A 21,707-nucleotide genomic window follows, 5' to 3' on the forward strand; every position below is an offset into this window, starting at 1 on the left:
TCAAACAGGCCGCCAGCAATCAGTCAGCACAACCTGACGAGGCCGCCGCCAAAAGTCAACCTAAGCATTTTGTAATATTTATGTAGCAACTCATTGATGCGCTTTGTTTTTTAGCGTCTACGCTTCGGTGTGGATCCAATCCTTGCAGCCAAAATTTCATTGTTGTGCCAGCCCCGAGGTCCCCATGAGTCAGGCTTTTCTCCCCTTCTCGCGCCCCAGTATCGGCGATGAAGAAATTGCAGCCGTAGAGCAAGTATTGCGCTCTGGCTGGATCACCACCGGGCCAAAAAACCAGGCGTTGGAAGAGCACTTCGCCAACTATGTCGGTTGCAAACATGCCGTGGCATTGTCCTCGGCCACCGGGGGTATGCACATCACTTTGCTGGCCTTGGGCATCGGTCCCGGGGATGAAGTCATCACCCCGTCGCAGACCTGGGTGTCCACCGCCAACATGATCTGCCTGTTGGGCGCGACACCGGTGTTTGTCGATGTTGATCGCGACACCCTGATGACCGATCTGGACAGCATCGAAGCGGCAATCACTCCCCGGACCAAAGCCATCATCCCGGTGCATTACGCCGGTGCGGCGTTCGATCTCGATCCGCTCTATGCGCTGGCCGACAAACACGGGATTGCCGTGATCGAAGACGCGGCCCACGCGGCGGGTACGTTTTACAAAGGTCGCCACGTCGGCGCCCAAGGCACGGCGATTTTCTCGTTCCACGCGATCAAGAACATGACCTGCGCCGAAGGCGCGATGTTTGTCAGCGACGATGAAGCGCTGGCCAGCCGCGTGCGCATGCTCAAGTTTCACGGTTTGGGCGTTGACGCCTACGACCGCCTGACCGGTGGCCGCAAACCCCAGGCGCAGGTCATCGAGCCCGGCTTCAAGTACAACCTGGCCGACATCAACGCCGCCATCGCCCTAGTGCAACTGGAGCGCCTGGACGAGATCAATGCCAAGCGCACGCAACTGGCCCAGACCTACCTGCAACAGCTCGAAGGTCTGCCAGTGCAGCCGCTGACGATCCCGGCGTACGCGCAGCAGCACGCCTGGCACCTGTTCATCCTGCGCATCGATGCCGATCGCTGCGGCCTCGACCGCGAAGCGTTCATGAAAGCCTTGCAGGAGCAGAACATCGGCACCGGCATCCACTTCATCGCCACCCACCTGCACACCTACTACCGCCAGCGTTTCCCGGACATCTACCTGCCCAATACCGAATGGAACTCGGCGCGGCTGTGTTCGATCCCGTTGTTCCCCGACATGACCACCGACGACGTTGAACGAGTCGTCGGAGCCATCGCCAACATTACGGACAGAAGCCTTTGAAACCTTATCCAATCCACTGCGTGTCGATCGTTATCCCGGTCTACAACGAAGAAGAAAGCCTGCCCGAGTTGCTGCGGCGCACCGAAGCGGCCTGCGCCCAATTGCACCACGAGTACGAAATCGTGCTGGTCGACGACGGCAGCCGTGATGAGTCGGCACAGATCCTCGAAGACGCCGCAAATCGTGAGGGCAGCCGAGTGGTCGCGGTCATTCTCAACCGCAACTACGGCCAGCACGCGGCAATCATGGCCGGTTTCGAACAGTGCAAAGGCGACGTGGTGATCACCCTCGACGCCGACCTGCAGAACCCGCCGGAAGAAATCCCGCGTCTGGTGGCCCAGGCCGAACTCGGCTACGACGTGGTCGCCACCGTGCGCAACAACCGCCAGGACTCGGCCCTGCGCCGCTGGCCGTCGAAACTGATCAACCTCGCCGTGCAGCGCTCCACCGGCGTGGCCATGAGCGACTACGGCTGCATGCTCCGCGCCTACCGCCGCACCATCGTCGACGCGATGCTTGCCTGCCGCGAACGCAGCACCTTCATTCCGATCCTGGCCAACAGCTTCGCCCGCCACACCACGGAAATCCTCGTGACCCACGCCGAGCGCGAGCACGGCGAATCCAAGTACAGCCCGATGCGCCTGGTCAACCTGATGTTCGACCTGATCACTTGCATGACCACCACCCCGCTACGCCTGCTCAGCATCGTCGGTTTCACCATGGCGGGCCTTGGCGTGTTGTTCGCGATGGCGCTGATCGTGTTGCGTCTGGCATTCGGCTCTGAATGGGCCGGCGACGGCATGTTCGTGCTGTTCGCGGTGCTGTTCGTCTTCACCGGCGGGCAATTCATCGGCATGGGCCTGCTGGGTGAATACCTGGGCCGCATGTACAGCGATGTCCGCGCGCGCCCACGGTTCTTTATCGAAAAAGTCTTGCGTAGCCAACCCGCCCCTCCTGCTCCCGTTGTCACGGTCGACGGTCTCACTTCCACTTCTCCAGAACAGGTTCTCTCATGAGCAAAAAAGCTGTTGTCTTCGCCTATCACGATATCGGCTGTGCCGGCATCGACGCCCTGCTCGGCGCAGGTTATGAGATTGCGGCCGTGTTCACCCACGCCGATGACCCGAAGGAAAACGCCTTCTACGGCTCCGTCGCACAACTGTGCGCCACTAACGGCATTCCGGTGCACGCCCCGGAAGATGCCAACCATCCGCTGTGGATCGAGCGCATCAGCAAGCTCAACCCGGACTACATTTTCTCGTTCTACTATCGCAACCTGCTGAGCGAGCCACTGCTGGCCACCGCGAGCAAAGGTGCGTTCAACCTGCACGGCTCGCTGTTGCCGCTCTATCGCGGTCGCGCCCCGGCCAACTGGGTGCTGGTGAATGGCGAAACCGAAACCGGCGTGACCCTGCACCGCATGGTCAAGCGTGCCGATGCCGGCGCCATCCTTGCCCAGCAAAGGGTCGGGATCGAGCGCTCCGACACCGCCCTGAGCCTGCACGCCAAGTTGCGCGACGCCGCCAGTTCGTTGCTGCGCGACACCCTGCCGGCGTTGCTGCAAGGCAAAGTCACAGAAACCCCGCAAGACGAATCCAAGGCCAGCGTGTTTGGCCGTCGTACCCCCGCAGACGGCAAACTGGTCTGGAAAAAACCGGCGGAAGAACTGTTCAACCTGGTGCGCGCCGTCACCCAACCGTATCCGGGCGCGTTCTGCGACGTCGGCGAGCACAAGCTGATTGTCTGGGGCGCGCAAGTTGCAAAAGGCAATGAAGGCCAGGCCCCGGGCCGTGTGATCAGCGTCGATCCGCTGCGCATTGCGTGTGGCGAAGACTCGCTGGTGATCACTGCCGGTCAGCGCAATGACAACGGTTTGTACCTGAGCGGGCCGCAACTGGCCAATGAGCTCGGTCTGGTAGACGGTTCGGTATTGCGTGGTGCTGAATCCGGTCGCAAACCCCGCCGCACTCGCGTGCTGATCCTCGGCGTCAACGGCTTTATCGGCAATCACTTGTCCGAGCGTCTGTTGCGTGACGACCGCTATGAAGTCTATGGCCTGGACATCGGCTCCGACGCCATCGAGCGTCTGCGCAGCCATCCGAATTTCCACTTCGTCGAAGGCGACATCAGCATTCACTCCGAGTGGATCGAGTACCACATCAAGAAGTGCGACGTGGTCCTGCCGCTGGTGGCCATCGCCACGCCAATCGAATACACCCGCAACCCGTTGCGCGTGTTCGAACTGGATTTCGAAGAAAACCTGAAACTGGTGCGCTACTGCGTCAAGTACAACAAACGCGTGATCTTCCCGTCGACCTCCGAAGTCTATGGCATGTGCCAGGACGCGCGTTTCGACGAAGACACCTCGAACCTGGTCCTTGGCCCGATCAACAAACAACGCTGGATCTACTCGGTCTCCAAGCAACTGCTCGACCGCGTGATCTGGGCCTACGGCCAGAAAGGCCTGAACTTCACCCTGTTCCGTCCTTTCAACTGGATGGGGCCGCGCCTGGACCGTCTGGACTCGGCACGGATCGGCAGTTCCCGCGCCATCACCCAACTGATCCTGAACCTGGTGGAAGGCACGCCGATTCGCCTGTTCGATGGCGGCGAGCAAAAACGCTGCTTTACTGACATCGCTGACGGCGTCGAGGCACTGGCGCGGATCATCGACAACGACAATGACGTGTGCAACGGCCAGATCATCAACATCGGTAACCCGGACAACGAAGCCAGCATCCGCCAGTTGGGCGAAGAGCTGCTGCGTCAGTTCGAAGCGCATCCGCTGCGCAACAACTTCCCGCCGTTCGCCGGTTTCCGCGACGTGGAAAGCAAGGCGTTCTACGGCACCGGTTACCAGGACGTATCGCACCGTAAACCGAGCATCGATAACGCCAAGCGCCTGCTGGACTGGACGCCGACCGTTGAGATGAGCGAGACCATCGGCAACACGCTGGACTTCTTCTTGCGTGAAGCCATGCTCGAAATCGCGGACAAGCACTGATGCAGGCAGGCCTTCGAATCGATGTCGACACCTACCGAGGCACTCGTGACGGTGTGCCCCGGTTGCTGGAAATCCTCGATGAGGCCCAGGTCAAGGCGACGTTTTTCTTCAGCGTCGGGCCGGACAACATGGGGCGCCATTTGTGGCGCCTCATCCGCCCGCAATTTCTCTGGAAAATGCTGCGTTCCAACGCCGCTGGCCTGTATGGTTGGGACATTTTGCTGGCGGGGACTGCCTGGCCGGGCAAAGCCATCGGTCGCGACCTCGGGCACCTGATGCGTCAGGCCAAGGCAGCCGGTCATGAAGTCGGCCTGCACGCCTGGGACCACCACGGCTGGCAAGCCAATGCCGGGCGCTGGAGCGATGCGCAACTGATCGAGCAGATTCGCCGGGGCGTCGACAGCCTTAGTGACATCCTCGGGGAAAAGGTCGACTGCTCGGCCTCCGCCGGTTGGCGGGCGGACGAGCGCGTGATCGAAGCCAAGCAGGCGTTCGGCTTTCGCTACAACAGCGATTGCCGGGGCCAGAGCCTATTCCAGCCGACTTTGGCCAATGGCCTGTTGGGCGCGCCGCAAATCCCGGTGGATTTACCGACGTTCGATGAGGTGGTCGGGCCAACCGTGGCTGCCAAGGATTTCAACGCTTTCATTCTCGACCGCTTCACCCCTGAAAAACTCAACGTCTACACAATCCACGCCGAAGTAGAAGGGATTCTCATGGCTAACGAATTTCGTCAGCTGCTGGCCGATGCGCGCCAGCGTGACATCTGTTTCAAACCCTTGGGCGACTTGTTGCCCGAGTCATTCGCCAGCCTGCCGGCCGGGCGTGTGGTACGCGGCGCCCTCGATGGCCGCGAAGGCTGGCTGGGAGTGCAAGGCGCATGAGTAAACGCTGGGCCCTGCCGGTGTTGCTGGTCGTCATGTTGCTGGCCTACTTGCTGCCATTGGGCACCCATGGCCTGTGGATTCCCGATGAAACCCGCTACGCCCAGATCAGCCAGGACATGCTCCTGAGCGGCAACTGGGTGTCGCCGCATTTCATGGGCGTGCGCTACTTCGAAAAACCGGTGGCCGGCTACTGGATGATTGCCCTCGGGCAGGCCGTGTTTGGCGAGAACCTGTTCGGCGTGCGGTTCGCCTCGGCCCTGAGCACCGGGCTGAGCGTGTTGCTCTGCTACCTGATCGCCCGCCGTTTATGGAACGACCCGCGCAAAAGTTTTGCCTGCGCGTTGCTGTACATGAGTTTCACCGTGGTCGCCGGCCAGGCGGGTTATGCCAACCTCGATCCGCAATTCACGCTCTGGGTCAATTTGAGTCTGGTGGCGCTGTGGTTTGCGCTCGACAGCATCACCCGTGGCCAGCGGCTATTGAGTTGGGCCGCGTTGGGACTGGCCTGCGGCATGGGCTTCATGACCAAGGGCTTTCTGGCCTGGGTGTTGCCGGTGCTGGTCGCGCTGCCATGGATGCTCTGGCAAAAGCGCTGGCGTGAACTGTTGGTCTACGGCCCGCTCGCGATCGTCGTGGCCATCGCGGTCAGCCTGCCGTGGGCCTTGGCCGTGCATGCCCAGGAGCCCGATTACTGGCGGTTCTTCTTCTGGCACGAGCATATTCGGCGGTTTGCCGGCGACGATGCCCAGCATGACGCGCCGTGGTGGTTTTACTTGCCACTGCTGGTGGCGTTCAGCTTGCCGTGGGCGGTGTTGCTGCCGACTGCGTTTAAGCAGGCCTGGGACTCGCGACGCCAGGCGAGCATGGTCTTCCTGCTGTTGTGGCTGTTGATGCCGCTGATTTTCTTCAGCTTCAGCAACGGCAAATTGCCGACTTACATCCTGCCGTGCCTGCTGCCTTTGGCCCTGTTGCTGGGCAATGCGGTGGCCGACCGTTTGCGCCTTGAGCAAGGCCGGGCGCTGGGACTGAACGGCCTGCTGAATCTGGTGCTGGGCCTCACGGTGCTTTTGGCGCTGGTTTACCTGCAACTGAAAAAGCCGCTCTACGAACTCGAACTGCACAATCTGGTGCTGGTATTTATCGCGCTGATCGGCTGGATCATGGCCAACCTGCTGCAAGCCTTCCGGCCCCTGCAATGCTGGGCGGCACCGGCGTTCGGCAGCTTGCTGTTCATCGGTCTGATTCCGTCGGGGCTGCCCAACTCGGTGGTGGCGAACAAGACCCCTGACCAATTCATCCTCGAACACGCCGAGGAACTCAGCCAGACCAGCCAGCTGATGAGCAACGACCTCGGCGCTGCTTCGGCCCTGGCCTGGCGCCTGAAAACAGCGCAAGTGGGGTTGTTCAACACTGTCGGCGAGCTGAAATACGGCCTTAATTTTCCCGAATCGCGCAATCGGCGGATCAACCTCGACAAAGTGCAACAGTGGATGCGCGATGCTCGCAAGCAGGGTTCCGTGGGCGTGGTCATGCGGGTCAAGGGTGACGACGAACTGCAGGAAGTGGATCTGCTGCCTAAAGAGGGCAAGCGTTATGAGCAAGGCAACCTGGTGATTCTGATCATCCCCAAGGACGCGGCATGAGCCTGCTTTTGTTGCTGACCGCGTGCCTGCTGACGTGCCTGGGCCAGATCGCCCAGAAATACGCCGTGGAGAGCTGGCGCGGTAGGGACACAGGCTGGGGCGAGAAACTGCGTTCGCCGTGGCTGTGGCTGGCGTTGTTCTCTCTCGGCCTCGGGCTTTTGGTCTGGTTGCTGGTGTTGCAACGCCTGGAAGTCGGTATCGCCTACCCGATGTTGAGCCTCAATTTCGTGCTGATCACCTTGGTCGCGCGCTTCATCTTTCACGAACCCGTCGACCGGCGTCATTGGCTCGGTGTCGCGCTGGTGATCGGCGGCGTGGTTTTGCTGGGGCAACACGCATGAGCATGCGCCGTGGAATCACCTTTGCCCTGGGCAGCGTAACCCTGGCCAGCGCTGCGCAACTGGGCATGCGCTGGAGCATGAGCCGCCTGCCGCAACCCGATCAGTGGCTGACCGTGTTGCGCGATGGCAGCGTCGATCTGACCGCCATCGGCGTGGTGCTGGCGGCAATCTTCGCCTACGCCCTGTCGATGCTCAGTTGGCTACTCGCCCTGCGCGACGTGCCGCTGGGTCGCGCCTATTCGCTGCTAAGCATCAGCTACGCGCTGGTGTACCTGCTGGCCGCCAGCCTGCCGGCGTTCAACGAACATTTCAGTCTCGCAAAAAGCCTCGGGGTGGCCCTGGTCATCCTGGGTGTCATCACCATCAACTCTCGACCTGCTCGCGTCTCCGTTCTCAGGAATGACCCATGAAAATCAGTGTATTTGGTAGTGGTTACGTTGGCCTGGTACAGGCTGCCGTTCTGGCTGAAGTCGGCCACGATGTGATCTGCATGGACATCGATGCCAAAAAAGTCGAATTGCTCCAGCAGGGCCATGTCAGCATCTTCGAACCGGGGCTGGCCAGTCTGGTCAGGGAAAGCCTTGAGGCCAAGCGCCTGCAGTTCACCACCGACGAGAAGCTGGCCGTGCAGCATGGCGAGGTGTTGTTCATCGCCGTGGGCACGCCGTCGAGCGAGGACGGCTCGGCCGACCTGAAATACGTGCTGTCGGTCGGTGATGCGGTGGCCCGTCATCGTGAGCAACCGGTAATTCTGGTGGAGAAATCCACGGTGCCGGTGGGCACTGGCGACACCTTGCGTGCTCACATCGAGCGCAGGCTTCTGGAAGCCAATCGGCTGTTGCAGTTCGATATCGTCTCCAACCCCGAGTTTCTCAAGGAAGGTTCGGCAGTGGCTGACTGCCGGCGCCCAGACCGCATCATCATCGGCTGCGAGCGTGACGAAGTGCGCGAGGTGATGCGCGATCTCTACGCGCCGTTCAACCGCAATCACGACCGCATCATGTTCATGGACCTGCGCAGCGCCGAGCTGACCAAGTACGCCGCCAACTGCATGCTGGCGACCAAGATCAGCTTCATCAACCAGATTGCCGAACTGGCCGAGCACTTAGGGGCCGATATCGAGTCCGTGCGCCTGGGCATCGGCGCGGACTCGCGCATCGGCTACCACTTCATCTACCCGGGCTGCGGTTATGGCGGTTCGTGCTTTCCCAAGGACATGCGCGCGTTGATCCACAGCGCCGAAGAGGCGCACTGCTCCAGCGACTTGCTGCAAGCGGTGGAAGCGATCAACCAACGGCAGAAACACAAACTGTTCGAGCGCGTGAAAGCGTTCTACAAGGGCGACCTGGCCGGCAAGACCTTTGCCGTGTGGGGTCTGGCGTTCAAGCCGAATACCGATGACATGCGCGATGCGCCGAGCCGGGTGTTGCTGGAATCGTTGTGGGCGGCCGGTGCCAATGTGCGGGCGTTCGACCCGGAAGCGATGCAGGAAACCCAGCATCTGTACCCGGACGAATCGAAACTGATGCTGATGGGCACCCCGGAATCGGTATTGGCCGGCGCCGATGCGCTGATCATCTGCACCGAGTGGCAGCAGTTCAAGGCACCGGATTTCGACCTGATTCGCCAGCGCCTGGCCGCGCCGGTAATCTTCGACGGGCGCAACCTGTATGACGCCGAGCGTCTGTCGCGCGCCGGGTTTCTGTACTTCCCGATGGGTCGTGGTGAATCGCGCAACCTGCCGATTCCGTATCAGCAATGGTCTGCCATTTCGTCGGTTGCCTGAGCGTGAATGACACTGTCCGTCGACAGTCCCTCGGCGTGGGGCTGTTGGCGCTGTTGTTGTTCATGGCCGGGGTTTATCAGCAGGCCGCGATCGGTTTCGATTCGCGGTTCGTGCTGTTCGCCCAGGAAATGCTGCGCCACGGGCCGACGGTGTTCCCGACCACCTATGGCCAGCCCTATGCCGACTATTCGGCACTGAGCACGCTGTTTGTCTGGTTGCTGTCGCTGCCATTCGGGCAGGTGAACGCTTTCAGTGCCTGGTTGCCGAGTGCGCTGGCTGGCGCGGTGATCGTCACGTTGATGTACCGCCTGCTGGCGCCCTACTCCACGCGCTGGGCGTTACTGAGCATTGCCCTGCTGTTGCTGACCAACACCTTCATCACCGAAACCCGCGCCGTGTCCCTGGATTTGATGCTCGCGGCGGTGGCGTTTGCGGTGTTTTACCTGGCTTACGCCGCCGACCACTTTGGCGCGCCACGCCGCTGGTTGTTGATCTTTGCCTTGTTGCTGCTGGGTTTCGGGATCCGTGGGCCAATTGGGCTGGTGGTGCCGACTGGCATGCTGTGCAGTTATTTCCTGCTCAATCGCCAGTGGCACCGGCTGTTGGCGTTCGGGTTGGTCGCCGCTGGATTGCTGGTGCTGTGCATCGGTTTGCTGTTGCTGCTGGCCAAGGCCAGTGGTGGCCCGGCCTTTATGCAAGACGTGATTCGCATGCAGTTCATGGGACGCATGGACGGCAGTGAAGGTGTCAGCGGTTCGCTGTATTACTTCACCAGTTCCATGGGCAACTATGCGCTGGCGTATCCGCTGGGATTGTTGGCGCTGGCGGCGATCTTTCTGACCAATCCACGTGATGCCGGACAGTCGCTGCGGCTGGTGCAGTACTGCGCGGCGGCCGGGTTGGTCGTGATGCTCGGGCTGTCGATTCCCCAGGCAAAAAAGGCTCGATACCTACTGCCGATGTTGCCTATGGCGGCGATCATTGCGGCGTATCCGTTCCAGGTGATCCACGGTCGGTTGTTTGGCCTGTTGCGCGGTGTGATGCAAGGGTTGTGGCTGGTGATCCCGGGGCTGTTGATAATCGGTTTGTTGGCTGGCCAGCGGCGTTTTCCCGACATGCTGACCTCGCTGACACCAATATTGATCCTGCTCGGCGTGTTGCAAGCGGTCGCTTTGGCCGCGTTTTTCCGGCCGGCCTGGCGGGCGCAGGTATTGACGTTGTGTGCGGTGCTGGGGTTGTGGTCGGTGTACATCCTGGTGGTCGAACCGGTGGAACGACAGCTCTACGACACGCGCAGTTTCAGTCGCGCAGCCTTCGCCAAGGTTCAACAAGACGCGGCGCCGCTGGTGCTGTTCGGCATGGGCAAAGACGCCAAGGCGATCAAGTTCATGGTCAATATCGAGCAGGATTTACAACCGGTGTTCACCGAATCGGTTCAGGAACTGGAAACCATCAAGGCGCCGGTTTGGGTAATGCTGGATCAGAGTGACTACAAAGTCCTGAAAGGCACTTCGCTGGGTTCGCTGGAACCCGCGTTGATCGGTCGTTTCGATAAAAATGATTATGTGTTGCTGCATCTCAAACCTTGACGCATGACCCCGCAGGAGCTGCCGAAGGCTGCGATCTTTTGACTTTGCCTTTAAGATCAAAAGATCGCAGCCTTCGGCAGCTCCACACGATCATCATGACCATCACCCTGCGCCGTGCCCAACCTGTTGACGCCAACGCCCTCCCCGCCATCGAACGATCAGCGGCCGCATAGTTTCGCACCGACCCTTCACTCGCCTGGCTCGCCGACGCCCCCGTGACCGGCGCCCGGCAACATCTGCACGCCATCGAAACTCAGGATATTTGGGTCGCCGAATTACCCGATGGGGTACTTGCGGGATTTCTCAGTGCCGAACAAGTCGACAACCAACTGCATATTCAGGAACTGTCCGTCAGCCAACCCTTTCAGGGCCAGGGCATCGGTCGAAAGTTACTGTTAGCGGCAATTGAGTATTCCCGTGAACGAGAACTCGACGGTCTGACCCTGACCACGTTTCGCGACGTGCCGTGGAATGCACCGTTTTATCAACGGTCCGGCTTTGAAACATTGAGCGCTGCTGAAACGAGTCCACGGTTATTGGCGATTTTGAGGCAGGAAATCGACCACGGTTTGCCTGAGGAACGGCGGTGTGCGATGTGGCTGCGACTGCTCTAGGCCAGCAGGTCCAGAAAAATACTCCCTTCCTACAAGCTATGCGGAATCCCCCTACATTACCCGTGAGACGTTTGCCATAAAGTGCCTCGCCGACAAACAGGAGTGGCAGGTAAATGGCGAATCACGGTTACATGAGTATCAATGGTAAGTCTCAGGGACTGATTTCAGCGGGCTGTTCAACCCAGGAGTCTATTGGTAATAAATGTCAGGCGGGACACACCGATGAAATCATGGTGCTTTCGTACAGCCATAACATGTCCAATATCGGAAATATTAATAAGCCAACACACAGCCCGCTCATCATCACCAAGAACGTTGACAAGTCGTCGCCTTTGCTCGCCCAAGCCCTTTCAACCAGAGAAGAGATCAACTGTTCGATCAGCTTTTTTCGAATTTCCGCCTATGGCCTTCAAGAGAAATTCTTCACCATCGATATTGAAGGCGGCATCATTGCCGACCTGACACTTGATATGCCGCACTCTGTTTTACAGAACGACGCCGAACCCCAAGAACACGTTGCCATTCGTTATCGCGAGATCACATGGCGTCACCATCTCGCGGGTACAAGTGGGCATGGTTCATGGGGGAATAATGAATGGGACAACTAAAGGAACGCTGCGAACCCGATAGTTGTGATTATTGGGCGGTGAGTAAGGCCGCAGGGAGTCTGACGAGTCAGGCTTGTACGTTGTCTGCCCGACATATTAAGGATGGGACGTTGCGTCTGCAGTTCAATCGTGAGGTTTCTTATTACGCGAGAGGGATTGTTAATGATGTGGCGCAGGGGAGGAAGAGCGCTGATCAGGGGTTGAAGGCGATAAAGAGCGAACAGAGTAGCTTGCTGAGTCAGGCGTTGGAGATAGCACAAAAAGGAGTTGGGGCAATTGCAGGAGCACTTCAAATAGCCACAGGGGCTGGGGTTTGTTACGGGTCGGCCGGAACGTTATGCCTTTTTTTCGGGGCGCCAATGATGGCTCACGGCGCGAACAATATTTATGAAAACGGACGTAACATATTAGGGAATAGAAGTGATACAGAAGGTCCGCTCAGGAAGACTTATCAAAATATAGCCAAGTCATTTAAGTATTCCGAGCGTGAAGGAAACATCGCCTACGGCAGCGTTGACTTGGGAATGTCGATAGTTGGTGCTGGGAGATTGGTGTTAAAGGCTGACTCATGGCGATTGTTTAGGTACGTTAGAACGGATTATGTTCGAGCATATAGAAACACATCTACCCCTGCTTTTATATTGGATCGTAGCGCTGATGCAATCACCGCGAAAGGAATACATGATCAATGGGTAGACAAGGATGGGCTGCGTCATGAACCTCGTTAAAATAAAAAATATGATAATTCTCTTTCGAATATATCTATTGATCATCGCTTGTGCCGGTTTCCACACAATGATTATTCTGGCCGTAGTTTTTTACTTCGTAGATGTCGACTATATAGCTGTCAGAATAATAGGTAGTGTGTGTTTTATAGGGCTATCAATTTATTTTTTGATTGCCTTCCCTGAGAAGCTCCAGGAAGCTCTTTACGGAAAAAAACAAGAGCCATAACACATCGATGTGGCTGACGTTCAAATCAGCGCTTTCAAATCGACCCCCAACGCCTGGGCAAACGCCTTGACCAGCGGACTGCGCACGGTGTTGTGGCGCAGTATCAGGTTGAACGGCGTGACGATATGAATAAGGTCCGGGCGCACCGCCCGGAATTGCCCCTGGGCCACCAGATTCGCGGCGTAATGCTGCGGCAGAAAACCCACAAAACATCCGGTCTTGATCAGCAGCGCCACGGCTTCGACCTGGGTCGCCGAGGCTGAAAAACTGTCGTAACGGGCAAAGTTGAGTTTGTCCCGATGGATCGCGTAGCGATGGTTCACGCACTCGTAATCCTTGAGCACGTTGCTGCCGATTTCCGCTTCTGGCACCGCGAACAACGGATGGCCGACCGCGCAGTAAACCTCGGAGCGTTCCTCGTAAAGCGTGTAGTAATCAAACTCTTCACGCTTCTGATAAACCGGCACAATCCCCGCAACTAATCGCCCTTCCACAACCCCTCGTTCTACTTCATCCAGTTGCGAGGCCTGAAGTTGAAACCTTACTTTCGGCGACTCGGTATTAATCCTTCTAAGCGCTGCAACTAACGGGGAATTATGGTCGGAGATCGTATTATCAATAATCCCCACACCCAGATCACCAATAAGTTCGTTCTGCGCTGAACTAAGCCGATCGCGAAAGTTATCGACCGAGGCAAACAAATCAATCGACGCCTGATACACCAGGCGCCCTTCTTCAGTCAGGTGAAAGCCTTCTCGCCCACGGGTGCACAGGCGCATGCCGATGCGGATTTCCAGGTCGGAAATTTGTTTGCTGATAGCGGCCAGGCCCACATTCAGCTCGTTCTGCGCAGCGCTGAAGCCACCGGCCTCGACCACCGCCTTGAACACTTTGAGCAGTTTGAAGTCCAGGCCGCTGAGCGCCAATGGAGCCCGCTGAGTCGGTTTTGGCGGCGGGTTTCCGGAATTGGAAAGTGGGGTTTCCATAATGCTTATTTACCTCTGGCGCTCTAGCAAACAATCTGTGTCCAACAACAAAAAACATAGCTGGCCAATAATAATGAACACAGAAAACAAGGCTTGGCAACCGTTAATAAAATCCGTACCTGAGTGCCAACTCACTGATTTCGCACTATTAAAAGCTGACACTTCGATCAGCTCTCGCCCCTTCGCAACTGCCCCTTTGAAAACTGCTTTGGCCTGACCACGCCCGGTCGATTTTTTATCGACTCAAGGCAAGTGTTCGGGGCCTGGCACACCGATCTGTAGGAGCGAGGCTTGCCCGCGAAGCTCTTCGCAAAACACCAGATCAATTTCTGACTTTCGCGTAACGACGAGGAAAAACAACAATGTCTCAAACCACCGACCGTCTCTGGGGTGCACGCTTCAAAAGCGGCCCATCCGAAGCCCTGGCGGCCCTGTCCCGTTGCCCCGAGCGCTACTTTCGCCTCACGCCTTACGACCTCGCCGGCTCCAAGGCACATGCCCGGGAACTGCAACGAGCCGGCCTGTTGAGCGAAGAAGAAACCCTGACCATGCTCGATGCCCTTGAGCGCATCGGCACCGACTTCAAGGCTGGCAGCATCGCCCCGACCCTGGACGACGAAGACGTCCACACCTTTATCGAACGCCTGCTAACCGAACGCCTCGGCGCCCTCGGTGGCAAGCTGCGCGCCGGTCGTTCGCGTAACGACCAGACCGCCAACGACCTGCGTCTGTTCCTGCGTGATCACGTGCGCACCCTGGCCGTTGAAGTCCTGGCCCTGCAACAGGCGCTGGTGGATCAAGCCGAACAACACATCGAAAGCATTTGCCCTGGCTTCACTCACTTGCAGCAGGCGCAACCGATCGTCTTCGCCCACCACTTGCTGGCCCACGCCCAATCGATGCTGCGTGATGTGCAACGCCTGGTGGACTGGGACGTGCGCACTTCGCTGTCGCCACTCGGTGCTGCGGCCATGGCCGGTTCCGCCATTGCTCGCCTGCCGCAGCAGTCGGCCAAGGAAATGGGCTACAGCGGCGTGTGCGAAAACTCCATTGATGCCGTCGCCAGCCGTGACCACGTCGCCGAATTCCTGTTTATCGCCAGCATGCTCGGGATCAACATTTCCCGCCTCGCTGAAGAGTTTTGCCTGTGGTCGTCGCGGCAATTTCGCTGGGTCGCGCTGGACGATGCCTACGCCACTGGCAGCTCGATCATGCCGCAGAAGAAAAACCCGGACATCGCTGAACTCGCTCGCGGCAAGGCTGGCCGCCTGATCGGTAACCTCACCGGTCTGCTCTCCACCCTTAAATCTTTGCCGCTGTCCTACAACCGCGACTTGAGTGAAGACAAGAACGGCGTGCTCGACAGTGTCGACACCTTGTTGCTGGTGCTGCCAGCGATGGCCGGGATGGTCGCGACCATGAAGGTCAACGTTGAAGAGCTGCGGCGCCAGGCGCCACTGGGCTTCACCCTTGCCACCGAAGTCGCCGACTGGCTAGCCATGCGCGGCGTACCGTTCAAGGAAGCCCACGAGATTACCGGTGCACTGGTCCAGGCCTGTGAGAAACATGACATCGAGTTGTGGGAAGCGTCGACGGCGCTGCTGGCCGAGATCGACCCACGCCTGACCCCGGAAGTACGCGACAGCCTGACCCTGGAAGCCGCCATCGCTGCCCGCAGTGGCTGGGGCGGCACCGCGCCGCAACAGGTGCGCGAACAGATCGGCCGCTTGAAAACCGCCCTCGCCGCGCAGCAAGAGTGGACCGAAAACTATCAGGGCTTTCGCCTCTGAACCAGAGCGAAAACCCTGTAGGAGCGAGGCTTGCCCGCGAAGGCGGTGTGTCAGTCACCACTGATTCAAACTGACCCACCGCCTTCGCGGGCAAGCCTCGCTCCTACAGGGATTGAGTTAGACCTGAAACACCAGTGTACGGAGAAACATCATGAGCCAGACTCAAGCAGAACGTCTCCAGGCGGAGCGCAACCTGGCGGACAACCAGTTTGATATCACCCAGTACCACCATGTGCCACGGCGTTATTACGGGCGGATTTTCTTCGCTACCGTGATCGTCATCGCGATTCTCGGCTTGGTGCGCGCCTTCGCTGAAGGCAAGATCGAATGGTCGTACATCGGCCAGTTCGTCACCTCCCAGGCGATCATGTGGGGCTTGTTCAACACCATCGTCATGGCGGTGTTGGCGATGGCGCTGGGGATTGTGTTCGGGGTAATCACCGCGATCATGCGCATGTCGGCCAACCCGATCCTGCGCTATGTGGCGGTGACCTACACCTGGCTGTTCCGCGGTACGCCGTTGATCCTGCAACTGCTGTTGTGGTTCAACCTGGCGCTGATCTTCCCCACTATCGGCATCCCCGGCCTGTTCGAAATGGACACCGTGAGCCTGATGACGCCGTTCGTGGCCGCCCTGCTCGGCTTGAGCATCAACCAGGGCGCCTACACCGCCGAAGTGGTGCGCGCCGGCCTGTTGTCGGTGGACACCGGGCAGTACGAAGCCGCCAAGTCGATCGGCATGCCGCGCCTGCAAGCGCTACGCCGGATCATCCTGCCGCAGGCCATGCGGATCATCATTCCGCCGGTCGGCAACGAATTCATCGGCATGGTGAAAATGACCTCGCTGGCGAGCGTCATCCAGTACTCGGAACTGCTCTACAACGCCCAGAACATCTACTACGCCAACGCCCGGGTCATGGAGTTGCTGATCGTCGCCGGTATCTGGTACCTGGTCGCCGTCACCGTCCTGTCCTTTGGTCAAAGCCGTCTGGAGCGTCGTTTCGCTCGCGGCGCCGGCAAGCGTTCTTGAGGAATCCGACATGAGAAACATCGTCAAGGCCGTAAGCCTGAACAAATATTACGACCAGTACCACGCGCTCAAGGACATCAACATCGAGGTCGAGCAAGGCGAAGTGCTGTGCATCATCGGCCCGTCCGGCTCGGGCAAGAGCACCTTGCTGCGCTGCGTCAATCAGCTGGAAAAAATCGACAAGGGCGGCCTCTGGGTCGACGGCGAACTGGTGGGTTACCGGGTCGTCGGCAACAAACTGCACGAACTCAATGAGTCGCAGATCGCCCGTCAACGCCTGGCCACCGGCATGGTGTTCCAGCGGTTCAACCTGTTCCCGCACATGACTGTGCTGCAAAACATCATCGAAGGCCCGTGCCAGGTGCTCAAGCGCTCGCCCAAAGAAGCGCACGAAGAAGCCCTGGAATTGCTCGCTCGCGTCGGCCTGGCCGACAAATGCAACAGCTACCCGATTGAACTGTCGGGCGGCCAGCAACAACGGGTGGCGATTGCCCGCGCCCTGGCGATGCGGCCCAAGCTGATGTTGTTCGATGAACCCACTTCGGCACTCGACCCGGAACTGGTCGGTGAGGTGCTGTCGGTGATGCGCGATCTGGCGCAAACCGGCATGACCATGATCGTCGTCACCCATGAACTGGGCTTCGCTCGCGAAGTTTCCAACCGCATGGTGTTTATGGACGGCGGGCAGATCGTGGAGGCTGGAAGCCCCGAAGAAATACTAATAAGTCCGCAAAACCCGCGCACCCAAAGCTTCATTTCTGCCGTTCGAACCTAAGCGTCGCTTGGCGCTCACAACACTCATAAGAGAACGACCATGAAGAACTTCGTAATTCCAGCAGTACTCGCCGGCCTGATGGCTTCCAGCTTCAGCTTCGCCGCCGAATTGCCGGCCAGCATCAAGGCCAAGGGCGAGATCGTCGTTGCGATCATGCCGAACTACCCGCCGATGGATTTCAAGGACCCGGCGACCAACACGCTGACGGGCCTCGACTATGACCTGGGCAACGCCCTGGCCGAGCGTCTGGGCGTGAAGATCAAATGGCAGGAAACCGGCTTCGAGCAAATGATCAACGCGCTGACCACTGACCGCGTGGACATGGTGCTTTCGGGCATGACCGACACTGTAGAGCGTCAGGCCAGCGTGACCTTCGTCGACTACTTCACCAGCGGTCCGCAGTTCTACACCCTGCAAAAGAACAAGGACTTCAACGAGATCACCGACCTGTGCGGCAAGAAAGTCGGCACCAGCCGCCGCACTACCTTCCCGGCGGAAATCGCCGAGTACAGCAAAGCCAACTGCGAAGCCGCCGGCAAACCGGCGATCGTGGTAGTCGGCACCGAAGGCTCGGCGGATGCCCGTGCGCAACTGCGCCAGAGCCGCATCGATGCAGCGATGCAGGGTAGCGAGACCTTGTCGTACCTGAAGACTCAGGAAAAAGACATGTACAAGACCGTTGGCCAGCCGATTTCCGTGCAGTTCTCCGGCATGGGCTTGAGCAAGAAAAAGCCTGAGCTGAGTGAAGCGGTGAAGGTGGCGTTGCAGAGCATGATTGATGACGGCACGTACCAGACCATCCTGAAGAAGTGGGACCTGGAATTGGGCGCGATCAAGACTGTGACTATCAACGCCGGCAAGTAATGCTTGCCCTGTAGGAGCGAGGCTTGCCCGCGAAGGCGGTGTGTCAGTCAGCAGAGATGTTGAATGTGACGACCTCATCGCGAGCAAGCTCGCTCCCACAGGGTTCTTGCCTGGCCAAGAGATTGTGATCGACTCAAATCCAATGTGGGAGCGGGCTTGCTCGCGAAGGGGCCCTGTCAGCCAGCATTGATGTTGACGGACACACCGCTTTCGCGAGCAAGCCCGCTCCCACAGGGGACTGTGTTTTTACTTATAGATGAATGGAGTGCCACTGATGTCCTCCTCGCTACAACCCACCTGGCCCGCCCCGCACAAGGCCTGCCTCGCCCTGGCTTTCGATCTCGACGGCCCGACCGGCGATGCCATGCTCAACGGCTCGATCTGGCACAAGCCCGAGTACTTCGGCTTCGGTGGCTACGGCCCGTATCGCGCCCTGCCCCGTCTTCTCGATTTGCTCGACGCGTTCAAAATCCCGACGACGTTCTTCGTCCCGGCCTGGGTCGTGGAAAACTGGCCGAAACAATGCCAGGCGATTGTCGAGCGCGGGCATGAGGTGGCGTACCACGGCTACAAACACGAATCCTTTTACGCCCTGACGCTGGACCAGCAGAAGGACGTGATGAAGAAATCCCGCGAGGTGTTCTGGAAGCACCTGAACATCCGCGCCGAAGGCTTTCGCACGCCGTCCGGTGACTGGCGCGCCGAAACCCCGGCGATGCTGGTGGAAGCCGGCGTGACCTATTCCAGCAGCATGCGTGGCGATGACCGGCCTTACTTGGTCAACGTCCCCGGCTTCGACACCCCGCTGGTAGAAATCCCCGGGCGCTGGGAAATGGACGACTACGCCTCCCTCGCCTACACCCGCGCCCCGAACTTCCCTTCCGGGCTGGACCGTACCGCCAGTTACGAACTGACCCTCGACAACTGGTGCCGCGAATACGACGGCGCCATGGACGAAGGTTTGTGCCTGACCACCCTGTTCCACCCCAAGATCACCGGCAAACCGGGACGCATCCTGTTGCTGGAAAAACTTTTCGAACACATGCGCCAGCGCGATGACGTGTGGTTCGCCACCTGCCGCGATGTCGCCCAGTGGTGGCTGAAGGAGCATCACCATGGCTGATTCCAATGTCTGGCCCAACGGCTATCGCTGCGCCGTCGTATTGACCGTCGATTACAACGACATCCACGGCATCCTGACCCAGGCCCCGGAAGTCGCCGGGCGCGACAAGACGCTATCGGTGTGGCGCTATGGCAGCCAGCGCGGCGTGGATCGCCTGCTGGGTTTGTTTGCAGAATTGGGCGTGTCCAGCAGCTGGTGCATTCCCGGCATCGTCGCCGAGGAAAACCCTGAACACATAAGGGCAATACTCGCTGGCGGACATGAAATCGCCTGCGCAGGTTATCGCCATCAGAACTACGACGACCTTGATTTGGCTGCACAGAGCGCCGACATCGCCAAGGGCTGCGAAGCCTTGGCCGCGTTGACCGGCGTGCGTCCGACCGGGTTTCGCATTCCGGCGGGCAATGGCGCACCAGGATTCATCGAAGCGTTACGGGATCAAGGCATTCGCTGGTCCTCGTCGTGGCGCGGCGATGATTTGCCATTCGCTCACCCGACGGCACCCGAAGTCATCGAGTTGCCATTGCACTACGAATTGGAAGACGAACCCTACTTCGCCTTCAACCTCAGCCCGGCGGTGCCGCCAGCGCAATCGCGGATCGCTTCCTATAGCCACACCCTCGGCAACCTACAAATGGACTTCGCCGGGTTTCATCGCTTTGGCCTGTGCTACGTGCTGAGGCTGCACCCGGAAATCATCGCCACGCCGGGGCGGATCGGCGTGTTGCGCGAGTTGCTCGAAGGCATTCAGCAACATAAGGACGTGTGGATCGCCACGGCGGGCGAAGTCGCGCAATGGTGGGCGGATTCGGGGGTGACCGTGACGGAGGATCATCCAGCGGCGGTGTATGAACGGCATTATCGGGATTACGGCGTATGAACGAGTTCGCCAGCGCCTACCAGGGCGTGATGCGCATGGAGCACCTGGCGCAGTTTTGCGTCGATACCCACTTTGAGGATTTGCCGACGGCGCTGGTGGCACAAGCCAAGCGCCACATTCTCGACACCTTCGGCGCGACCCTGGCCGGGGCTGGCAGTGATGTGGCGAAACAGGCGCGTCTGGTGTTCGAAGGCGAAACCGGCAGCACGCTGGTCTGGGGCACCGATTGGCGAGTCGGCGCGGCTCAAGCGGCGATGCTCAATGGCATCGCCGCCCATGCGCTGGAGCTGGACGACACCGGTGGTTGCGATCATTCCGGCGCCGTGGTGCTGCCGGCAGTCATGGCTGCCGTGTCGATGTCCGGCAAAACCGTGAGCGGCCGGGAATTCATCACCGCCGTGGTCATCGGCTACGAAATCGGCCGTCGCGTGCTCGAAGCCTGCGGCAGCTATTCGGCGCATAACGGCGCCGGTTGGCACTCTACGGCAACTTGTGGCGTGTTCGGTGCGGCAGCGGCCAGTGCACGGATTCTCGGCCTCGATGCTGCGCAAACCCTGTCCGCGCTCGGCATCGCCGGCAGTTTCAGCGGCGGGCTTTGGGCCTTTATCCATGACGGCTCCCAAAGCAAAAAACTTCACAGCGGTCGCGCTGCCGAAGGTGGTTTGCTCGCGGCGCGGTTTGCCCAGCGCGGCATCACCGGGCCGACGAAACTGTTCGATGATGTCTGGGGCGGTTTTCTCAAGACCCTCGCCGGCGATACCGCCGTGCCCGAGGCGCTGGACGCGGAGCTGGGCCGGGTGTGGAAACTCGCCCGCTGCTCGATCAAGCCTTACGCCGCGTGTCGCGGGACCCATTCGGCGATTGATGCCCTTGGGTTGTTGCTGGCGCAGTTGCAGGTTGATGTCGATCAGGTCGAGGACATCCAGGTGTCGCTGTGTGGGTTCCTGCAGGACATGTGCGGCGGCCAGGAAGTCGCGAGTCTGGCAGCGGCGCAGATGAGTTTGCGTTATGCCCTCGCCGCGCGGCTGGTACTGGGGCATTGCCGGTTGCAGGCGTATGACGATGCACAACGCGGTGACCCGCGAATCGCGCACTGGATGTCGAGGATTCGGCTTGAGGTGGACCCGCGATTGTCTGAGGATGGCGAGCCCATTGTAAGCGTGCGGACCGTGGACGGTCGGCAGGCGAGCCTGTGCGTTGAAGTGCCGCTGGGCGCGCCGGGGAATCCGCTGAGTGATGCGGCGCTGGAGGAGAAGTTTTTCAGTCTGGCCGGGCGGGTATTGGCGCGGGGGAAGGCTGAGGAATTGCTTGAGCAGCTGTGGCGGGTTGAAGAGTTGGAATCTGTTGCGATGCTGGATCGGTGGCTGACTTGAAATCTGTACTGCCTGCACTGGCCTCTTCGCGGGCAAGCCTCGCTCCTACGGGGTTAGCGCACACCTGTAGGAGCGAGGCTTGCCCGCGAATGGCAGCGACTCGGTATGACGCCTAGCACTACAACAT

20 protein-coding genes are annotated in these 21,707 nt (G+C 59.5%); 19 read left to right on the plus strand and 1 reads right to left on the minus strand.

Annotation, left to right across the window (positions count from 1 at the left end; all coding sequences use genetic code 11):
- Positions 1-184: 184 nt before the first annotated feature.
- The 12 genes from arnB (at position 185) to LOY68_RS16905 (ending at position 12,533) form a co-directional block, all read left to right on the plus strand.
- Entirely contained in the window at positions 185-1,333 is a 1,149-nt protein-coding gene (gene arnB / locus LOY68_RS16850) for a UDP-4-amino-4-deoxy-L-arabinose aminotransferase (protein WP_265038647.1), read from the plus strand.
- Positions 1,330-2,349 (plus strand): undecaprenyl-phosphate 4-deoxy-4-formamido-L-arabinose transferase, encoded by a 1,020-nt coding sequence (gene arnC, locus LOY68_RS16855; protein ID WP_265038649.1) that lies wholly within the window; start codon positions 1,330-1,332, stop codon positions 2,347-2,349. Before arnB ends, arnC begins: the two co-directional genes overlap by 4 nt.
- A complete protein-coding gene (gene arnA, locus LOY68_RS16860) occupies positions 2,346-4,337 on the plus strand; it encodes a bifunctional UDP-4-amino-4-deoxy-L-arabinose formyltransferase/UDP-glucuronic acid oxidase ArnA (protein ID WP_163910218.1) in 1,992 nt (663 codons plus the stop codon). Before arnC ends, arnA begins: the two co-directional genes overlap by 4 nt.
- A complete protein-coding gene (gene arnD, locus LOY68_RS16865; RefSeq protein WP_265038650.1) occupies positions 4,337-5,221 on the plus strand; it encodes a 4-deoxy-4-formamido-L-arabinose-phosphoundecaprenol deformylase in 885 nt (294 codons plus the stop codon). The genes arnA and arnD overlap by 1 nt, the downstream gene beginning before the upstream one ends.
- Entirely contained in the window at positions 5,218-6,867 is a 1,650-nt protein-coding gene (gene arnT / locus LOY68_RS16870; protein ID WP_265038651.1) for a lipid IV(A) 4-amino-4-deoxy-L-arabinosyltransferase, read from the plus strand. Before arnD ends, arnT begins: the two co-directional genes overlap by 4 nt.
- On the plus strand, positions 6,864-7,208 hold the full coding sequence (gene arnE / locus LOY68_RS16875; RefSeq protein WP_265038653.1) for a 4-amino-4-deoxy-L-arabinose-phosphoundecaprenol flippase subunit ArnE: 345 nt from the start codon (positions 6,864-6,866) through the stop codon (positions 7,206-7,208). Before arnT ends, arnE begins: the two co-directional genes overlap by 4 nt.
- Entirely contained in the window at positions 7,205-7,618 is a 414-nt protein-coding gene (gene arnF, locus LOY68_RS16880; protein WP_265038654.1) for a 4-amino-4-deoxy-L-arabinose-phosphoundecaprenol flippase subunit ArnF, read from the plus strand. The genes arnE and arnF overlap by 4 nt, the downstream gene beginning before the upstream one ends.
- Entirely contained in the window at positions 7,615-8,994 is a 1,380-nt protein-coding gene (locus LOY68_RS16885; RefSeq protein ID WP_265038655.1) for a UDP-glucose dehydrogenase family protein, read from the plus strand. Before arnF ends, LOY68_RS16885 begins: the two co-directional genes overlap by 4 nt.
- 62 nt (positions 8,995-9,056) lie before the next feature.
- On the plus strand, positions 9,057-10,583 hold the full coding sequence (locus tag LOY68_RS16890) for an ArnT family glycosyltransferase (protein WP_413787197.1): 1,527 nt from the start codon (positions 9,057-9,059) through the stop codon (positions 10,581-10,583).
- A 215-nt stretch (positions 10,584-10,798) separates the two neighbouring features.
- The gene (locus LOY68_RS16895; protein WP_320110076.1) at positions 10,799-11,197 is read left to right on the plus strand and encodes a GNAT family N-acetyltransferase; all 399 of its coding nucleotides are present in this window, start codon (positions 10,799-10,801) and stop codon (positions 11,195-11,197) included.
- A gap of 113 nt (positions 11,198-11,310) precedes the next feature.
- Entirely contained in the window at positions 11,311-11,805 is a 495-nt protein-coding gene (locus LOY68_RS16900; RefSeq protein WP_265038658.1) for an Hcp family type VI secretion system effector, read from the plus strand.
- Complete coding sequence (locus LOY68_RS16905; RefSeq protein ID WP_265038659.1) at positions 11,793-12,533, plus strand: DUF4225 domain-containing protein; 741 nt, start codon at positions 11,793-11,795, stop codon at positions 12,531-12,533. The genes LOY68_RS16900 and LOY68_RS16905 overlap by 13 nt, the downstream gene beginning before the upstream one ends.
- A gap of 246 nt (positions 12,534-12,779) precedes the next feature.
- Here the strand turns inward: LOY68_RS16905 and LOY68_RS16910 are convergent, their stop codons facing one another.
- Positions 12,780-13,745: a LysR family transcriptional regulator gene (locus LOY68_RS16910; protein WP_265038660.1), complete on the minus strand. Its 966-nt coding sequence runs from the start codon at positions 13,743-13,745 to the stop codon at positions 12,780-12,782.
- A 362-nt stretch (positions 13,746-14,107) separates the two neighbouring features.
- Between LOY68_RS16910 and argH the strand changes: the two genes are divergently transcribed.
- The 7 genes from argH (at position 14,108) to LOY68_RS16945 (ending at position 21,580) form a co-directional block, all read left to right on the plus strand.
- Positions 14,108-15,535: an argininosuccinate lyase gene (gene argH / locus LOY68_RS16915; RefSeq protein ID WP_265038661.1), complete on the plus strand. Its 1,428-nt coding sequence runs from the start codon at positions 14,108-14,110 to the stop codon at positions 15,533-15,535.
- Positions 15,536-15,686: 151 nt separating this feature from the next.
- Positions 15,687-16,565 (plus strand): amino acid ABC transporter permease, encoded by an 879-nt coding sequence (locus LOY68_RS16920; RefSeq protein WP_054045850.1) that lies wholly within the window; start codon positions 15,687-15,689, stop codon positions 16,563-16,565.
- Between the two features lie 10 nt (positions 16,566-16,575).
- The gene (locus LOY68_RS16925; RefSeq protein WP_054045848.1) at positions 16,576-17,340 is read left to right on the plus strand and encodes an amino acid ABC transporter ATP-binding protein; all 765 of its coding nucleotides are present in this window, start codon (positions 16,576-16,578) and stop codon (positions 17,338-17,340) included.
- 39 nt (positions 17,341-17,379) lie between these two features.
- Complete coding sequence (locus LOY68_RS16930) at positions 17,380-18,204, plus strand: ABC transporter substrate-binding protein (protein ID WP_054045846.1); 825 nt, start codon at positions 17,380-17,382, stop codon at positions 18,202-18,204.
- Positions 18,205-18,478: 274 nt separating this feature from the next.
- Positions 18,479-19,327 carry a polysaccharide deacetylase family protein gene (locus LOY68_RS16935; protein WP_265038662.1) on the plus strand — a complete coding sequence of 283 codons (849 nt, stop codon included), beginning with the start codon at positions 18,479-18,481 and terminating at the stop codon, positions 19,325-19,327.
- Positions 19,320-20,207 (plus strand): polysaccharide deacetylase family protein, encoded by an 888-nt coding sequence (locus tag LOY68_RS16940; protein WP_265038663.1) that lies wholly within the window; start codon positions 19,320-19,322, stop codon positions 20,205-20,207. Before LOY68_RS16935 ends, LOY68_RS16940 begins: the two co-directional genes overlap by 8 nt.
- Positions 20,208-20,236: 29 nt before the next feature.
- On the plus strand, positions 20,237-21,580 hold the full coding sequence (locus LOY68_RS16945; RefSeq protein WP_265045800.1) for an MmgE/PrpD family protein: 1,344 nt from the start codon (positions 20,237-20,239) through the stop codon (positions 21,578-21,580).
- The last annotated feature ends 127 nt before the right edge of the window (positions 21,581-21,707 follow it).

This window comes from Pseudomonas sp. B21-053, assembly GCF_026016365.1.
GTDB lineage: Bacteria > Pseudomonadota > Gammaproteobacteria > Pseudomonadales > Pseudomonadaceae > Aquipseudomonas > Aquipseudomonas nunensis.

Bases quoted from the DNA above. Each gene is read 5' to 3' on its own strand.
- LOY68_RS16910 (WP_265038660.1), bottom strand. From the start codon at position 13,745: ATGGAAACCCCACTTTCCAATTCCGGAAACCCGCCGCCAAAACCGACT.
- argH (WP_265038661.1), top strand. From the start codon at position 14,108: ATGTCTCAAACCACCGACCGTCTCTGGGGTGCACGCTTCAAAAGCGGC.
- arnT (WP_265038651.1), top strand. From the start codon at position 5,218: ATGAGTAAACGCTGGGCCCTGCCGGTGTTGCTGGTCGTCATGTTGCTG.
- LOY68_RS16885 (WP_265038655.1), top strand. From the start codon at position 7,615: ATGAAAATCAGTGTATTTGGTAGTGGTTACGTTGGCCTGGTACAGGCT.
- LOY68_RS16920 (WP_054045850.1), top strand. From the start codon at position 15,687: ATGAGCCAGACTCAAGCAGAACGTCTCCAGGCGGAGCGCAACCTGGCG.
- arnD (WP_265038650.1), top strand. From the start codon at position 4,337: ATGCAGGCAGGCCTTCGAATCGATGTCGACACCTACCGAGGCACTCGT.
- LOY68_RS16935 (WP_265038662.1), top strand. From the start codon at position 18,479: ATGTCCTCCTCGCTACAACCCACCTGGCCCGCCCCGCACAAGGCCTGC.
- LOY68_RS16890 (WP_413787197.1), top strand. From the start codon at position 9,057: ATGGCCGGGGTTTATCAGCAGGCCGCGATCGGTTTCGATTCGCGGTTC.
- arnB (WP_265038647.1), top strand. From the start codon at position 185: ATGAGTCAGGCTTTTCTCCCCTTCTCGCGCCCCAGTATCGGCGATGAA.
- LOY68_RS16945 (WP_265045800.1), top strand. From the start codon at position 20,237: ATGCGCATGGAGCACCTGGCGCAGTTTTGCGTCGATACCCACTTTGAG.
- arnF (WP_265038654.1), top strand. From the start codon at position 7,205: ATGAGCATGCGCCGTGGAATCACCTTTGCCCTGGGCAGCGTAACCCTG.
- LOY68_RS16905 (WP_265038659.1), top strand. From the start codon at position 11,793: ATGGGACAACTAAAGGAACGCTGCGAACCCGATAGTTGTGATTATTGG.
- LOY68_RS16940 (WP_265038663.1), top strand. From the start codon at position 19,320: ATGGCTGATTCCAATGTCTGGCCCAACGGCTATCGCTGCGCCGTCGTA.
- LOY68_RS16925 (WP_054045848.1), top strand. From the start codon at position 16,576: ATGAGAAACATCGTCAAGGCCGTAAGCCTGAACAAATATTACGACCAG.
- LOY68_RS16900 (WP_265038658.1), top strand. From the start codon at position 11,311: ATGGCGAATCACGGTTACATGAGTATCAATGGTAAGTCTCAGGGACTG.
- arnE (WP_265038653.1), top strand. From the start codon at position 6,864: ATGAGCCTGCTTTTGTTGCTGACCGCGTGCCTGCTGACGTGCCTGGGC.
- LOY68_RS16930 (WP_054045846.1), top strand. From the start codon at position 17,380: ATGAAGAACTTCGTAATTCCAGCAGTACTCGCCGGCCTGATGGCTTCC.
- arnA (WP_163910218.1), top strand. From the start codon at position 2,346: ATGAGCAAAAAAGCTGTTGTCTTCGCCTATCACGATATCGGCTGTGCC.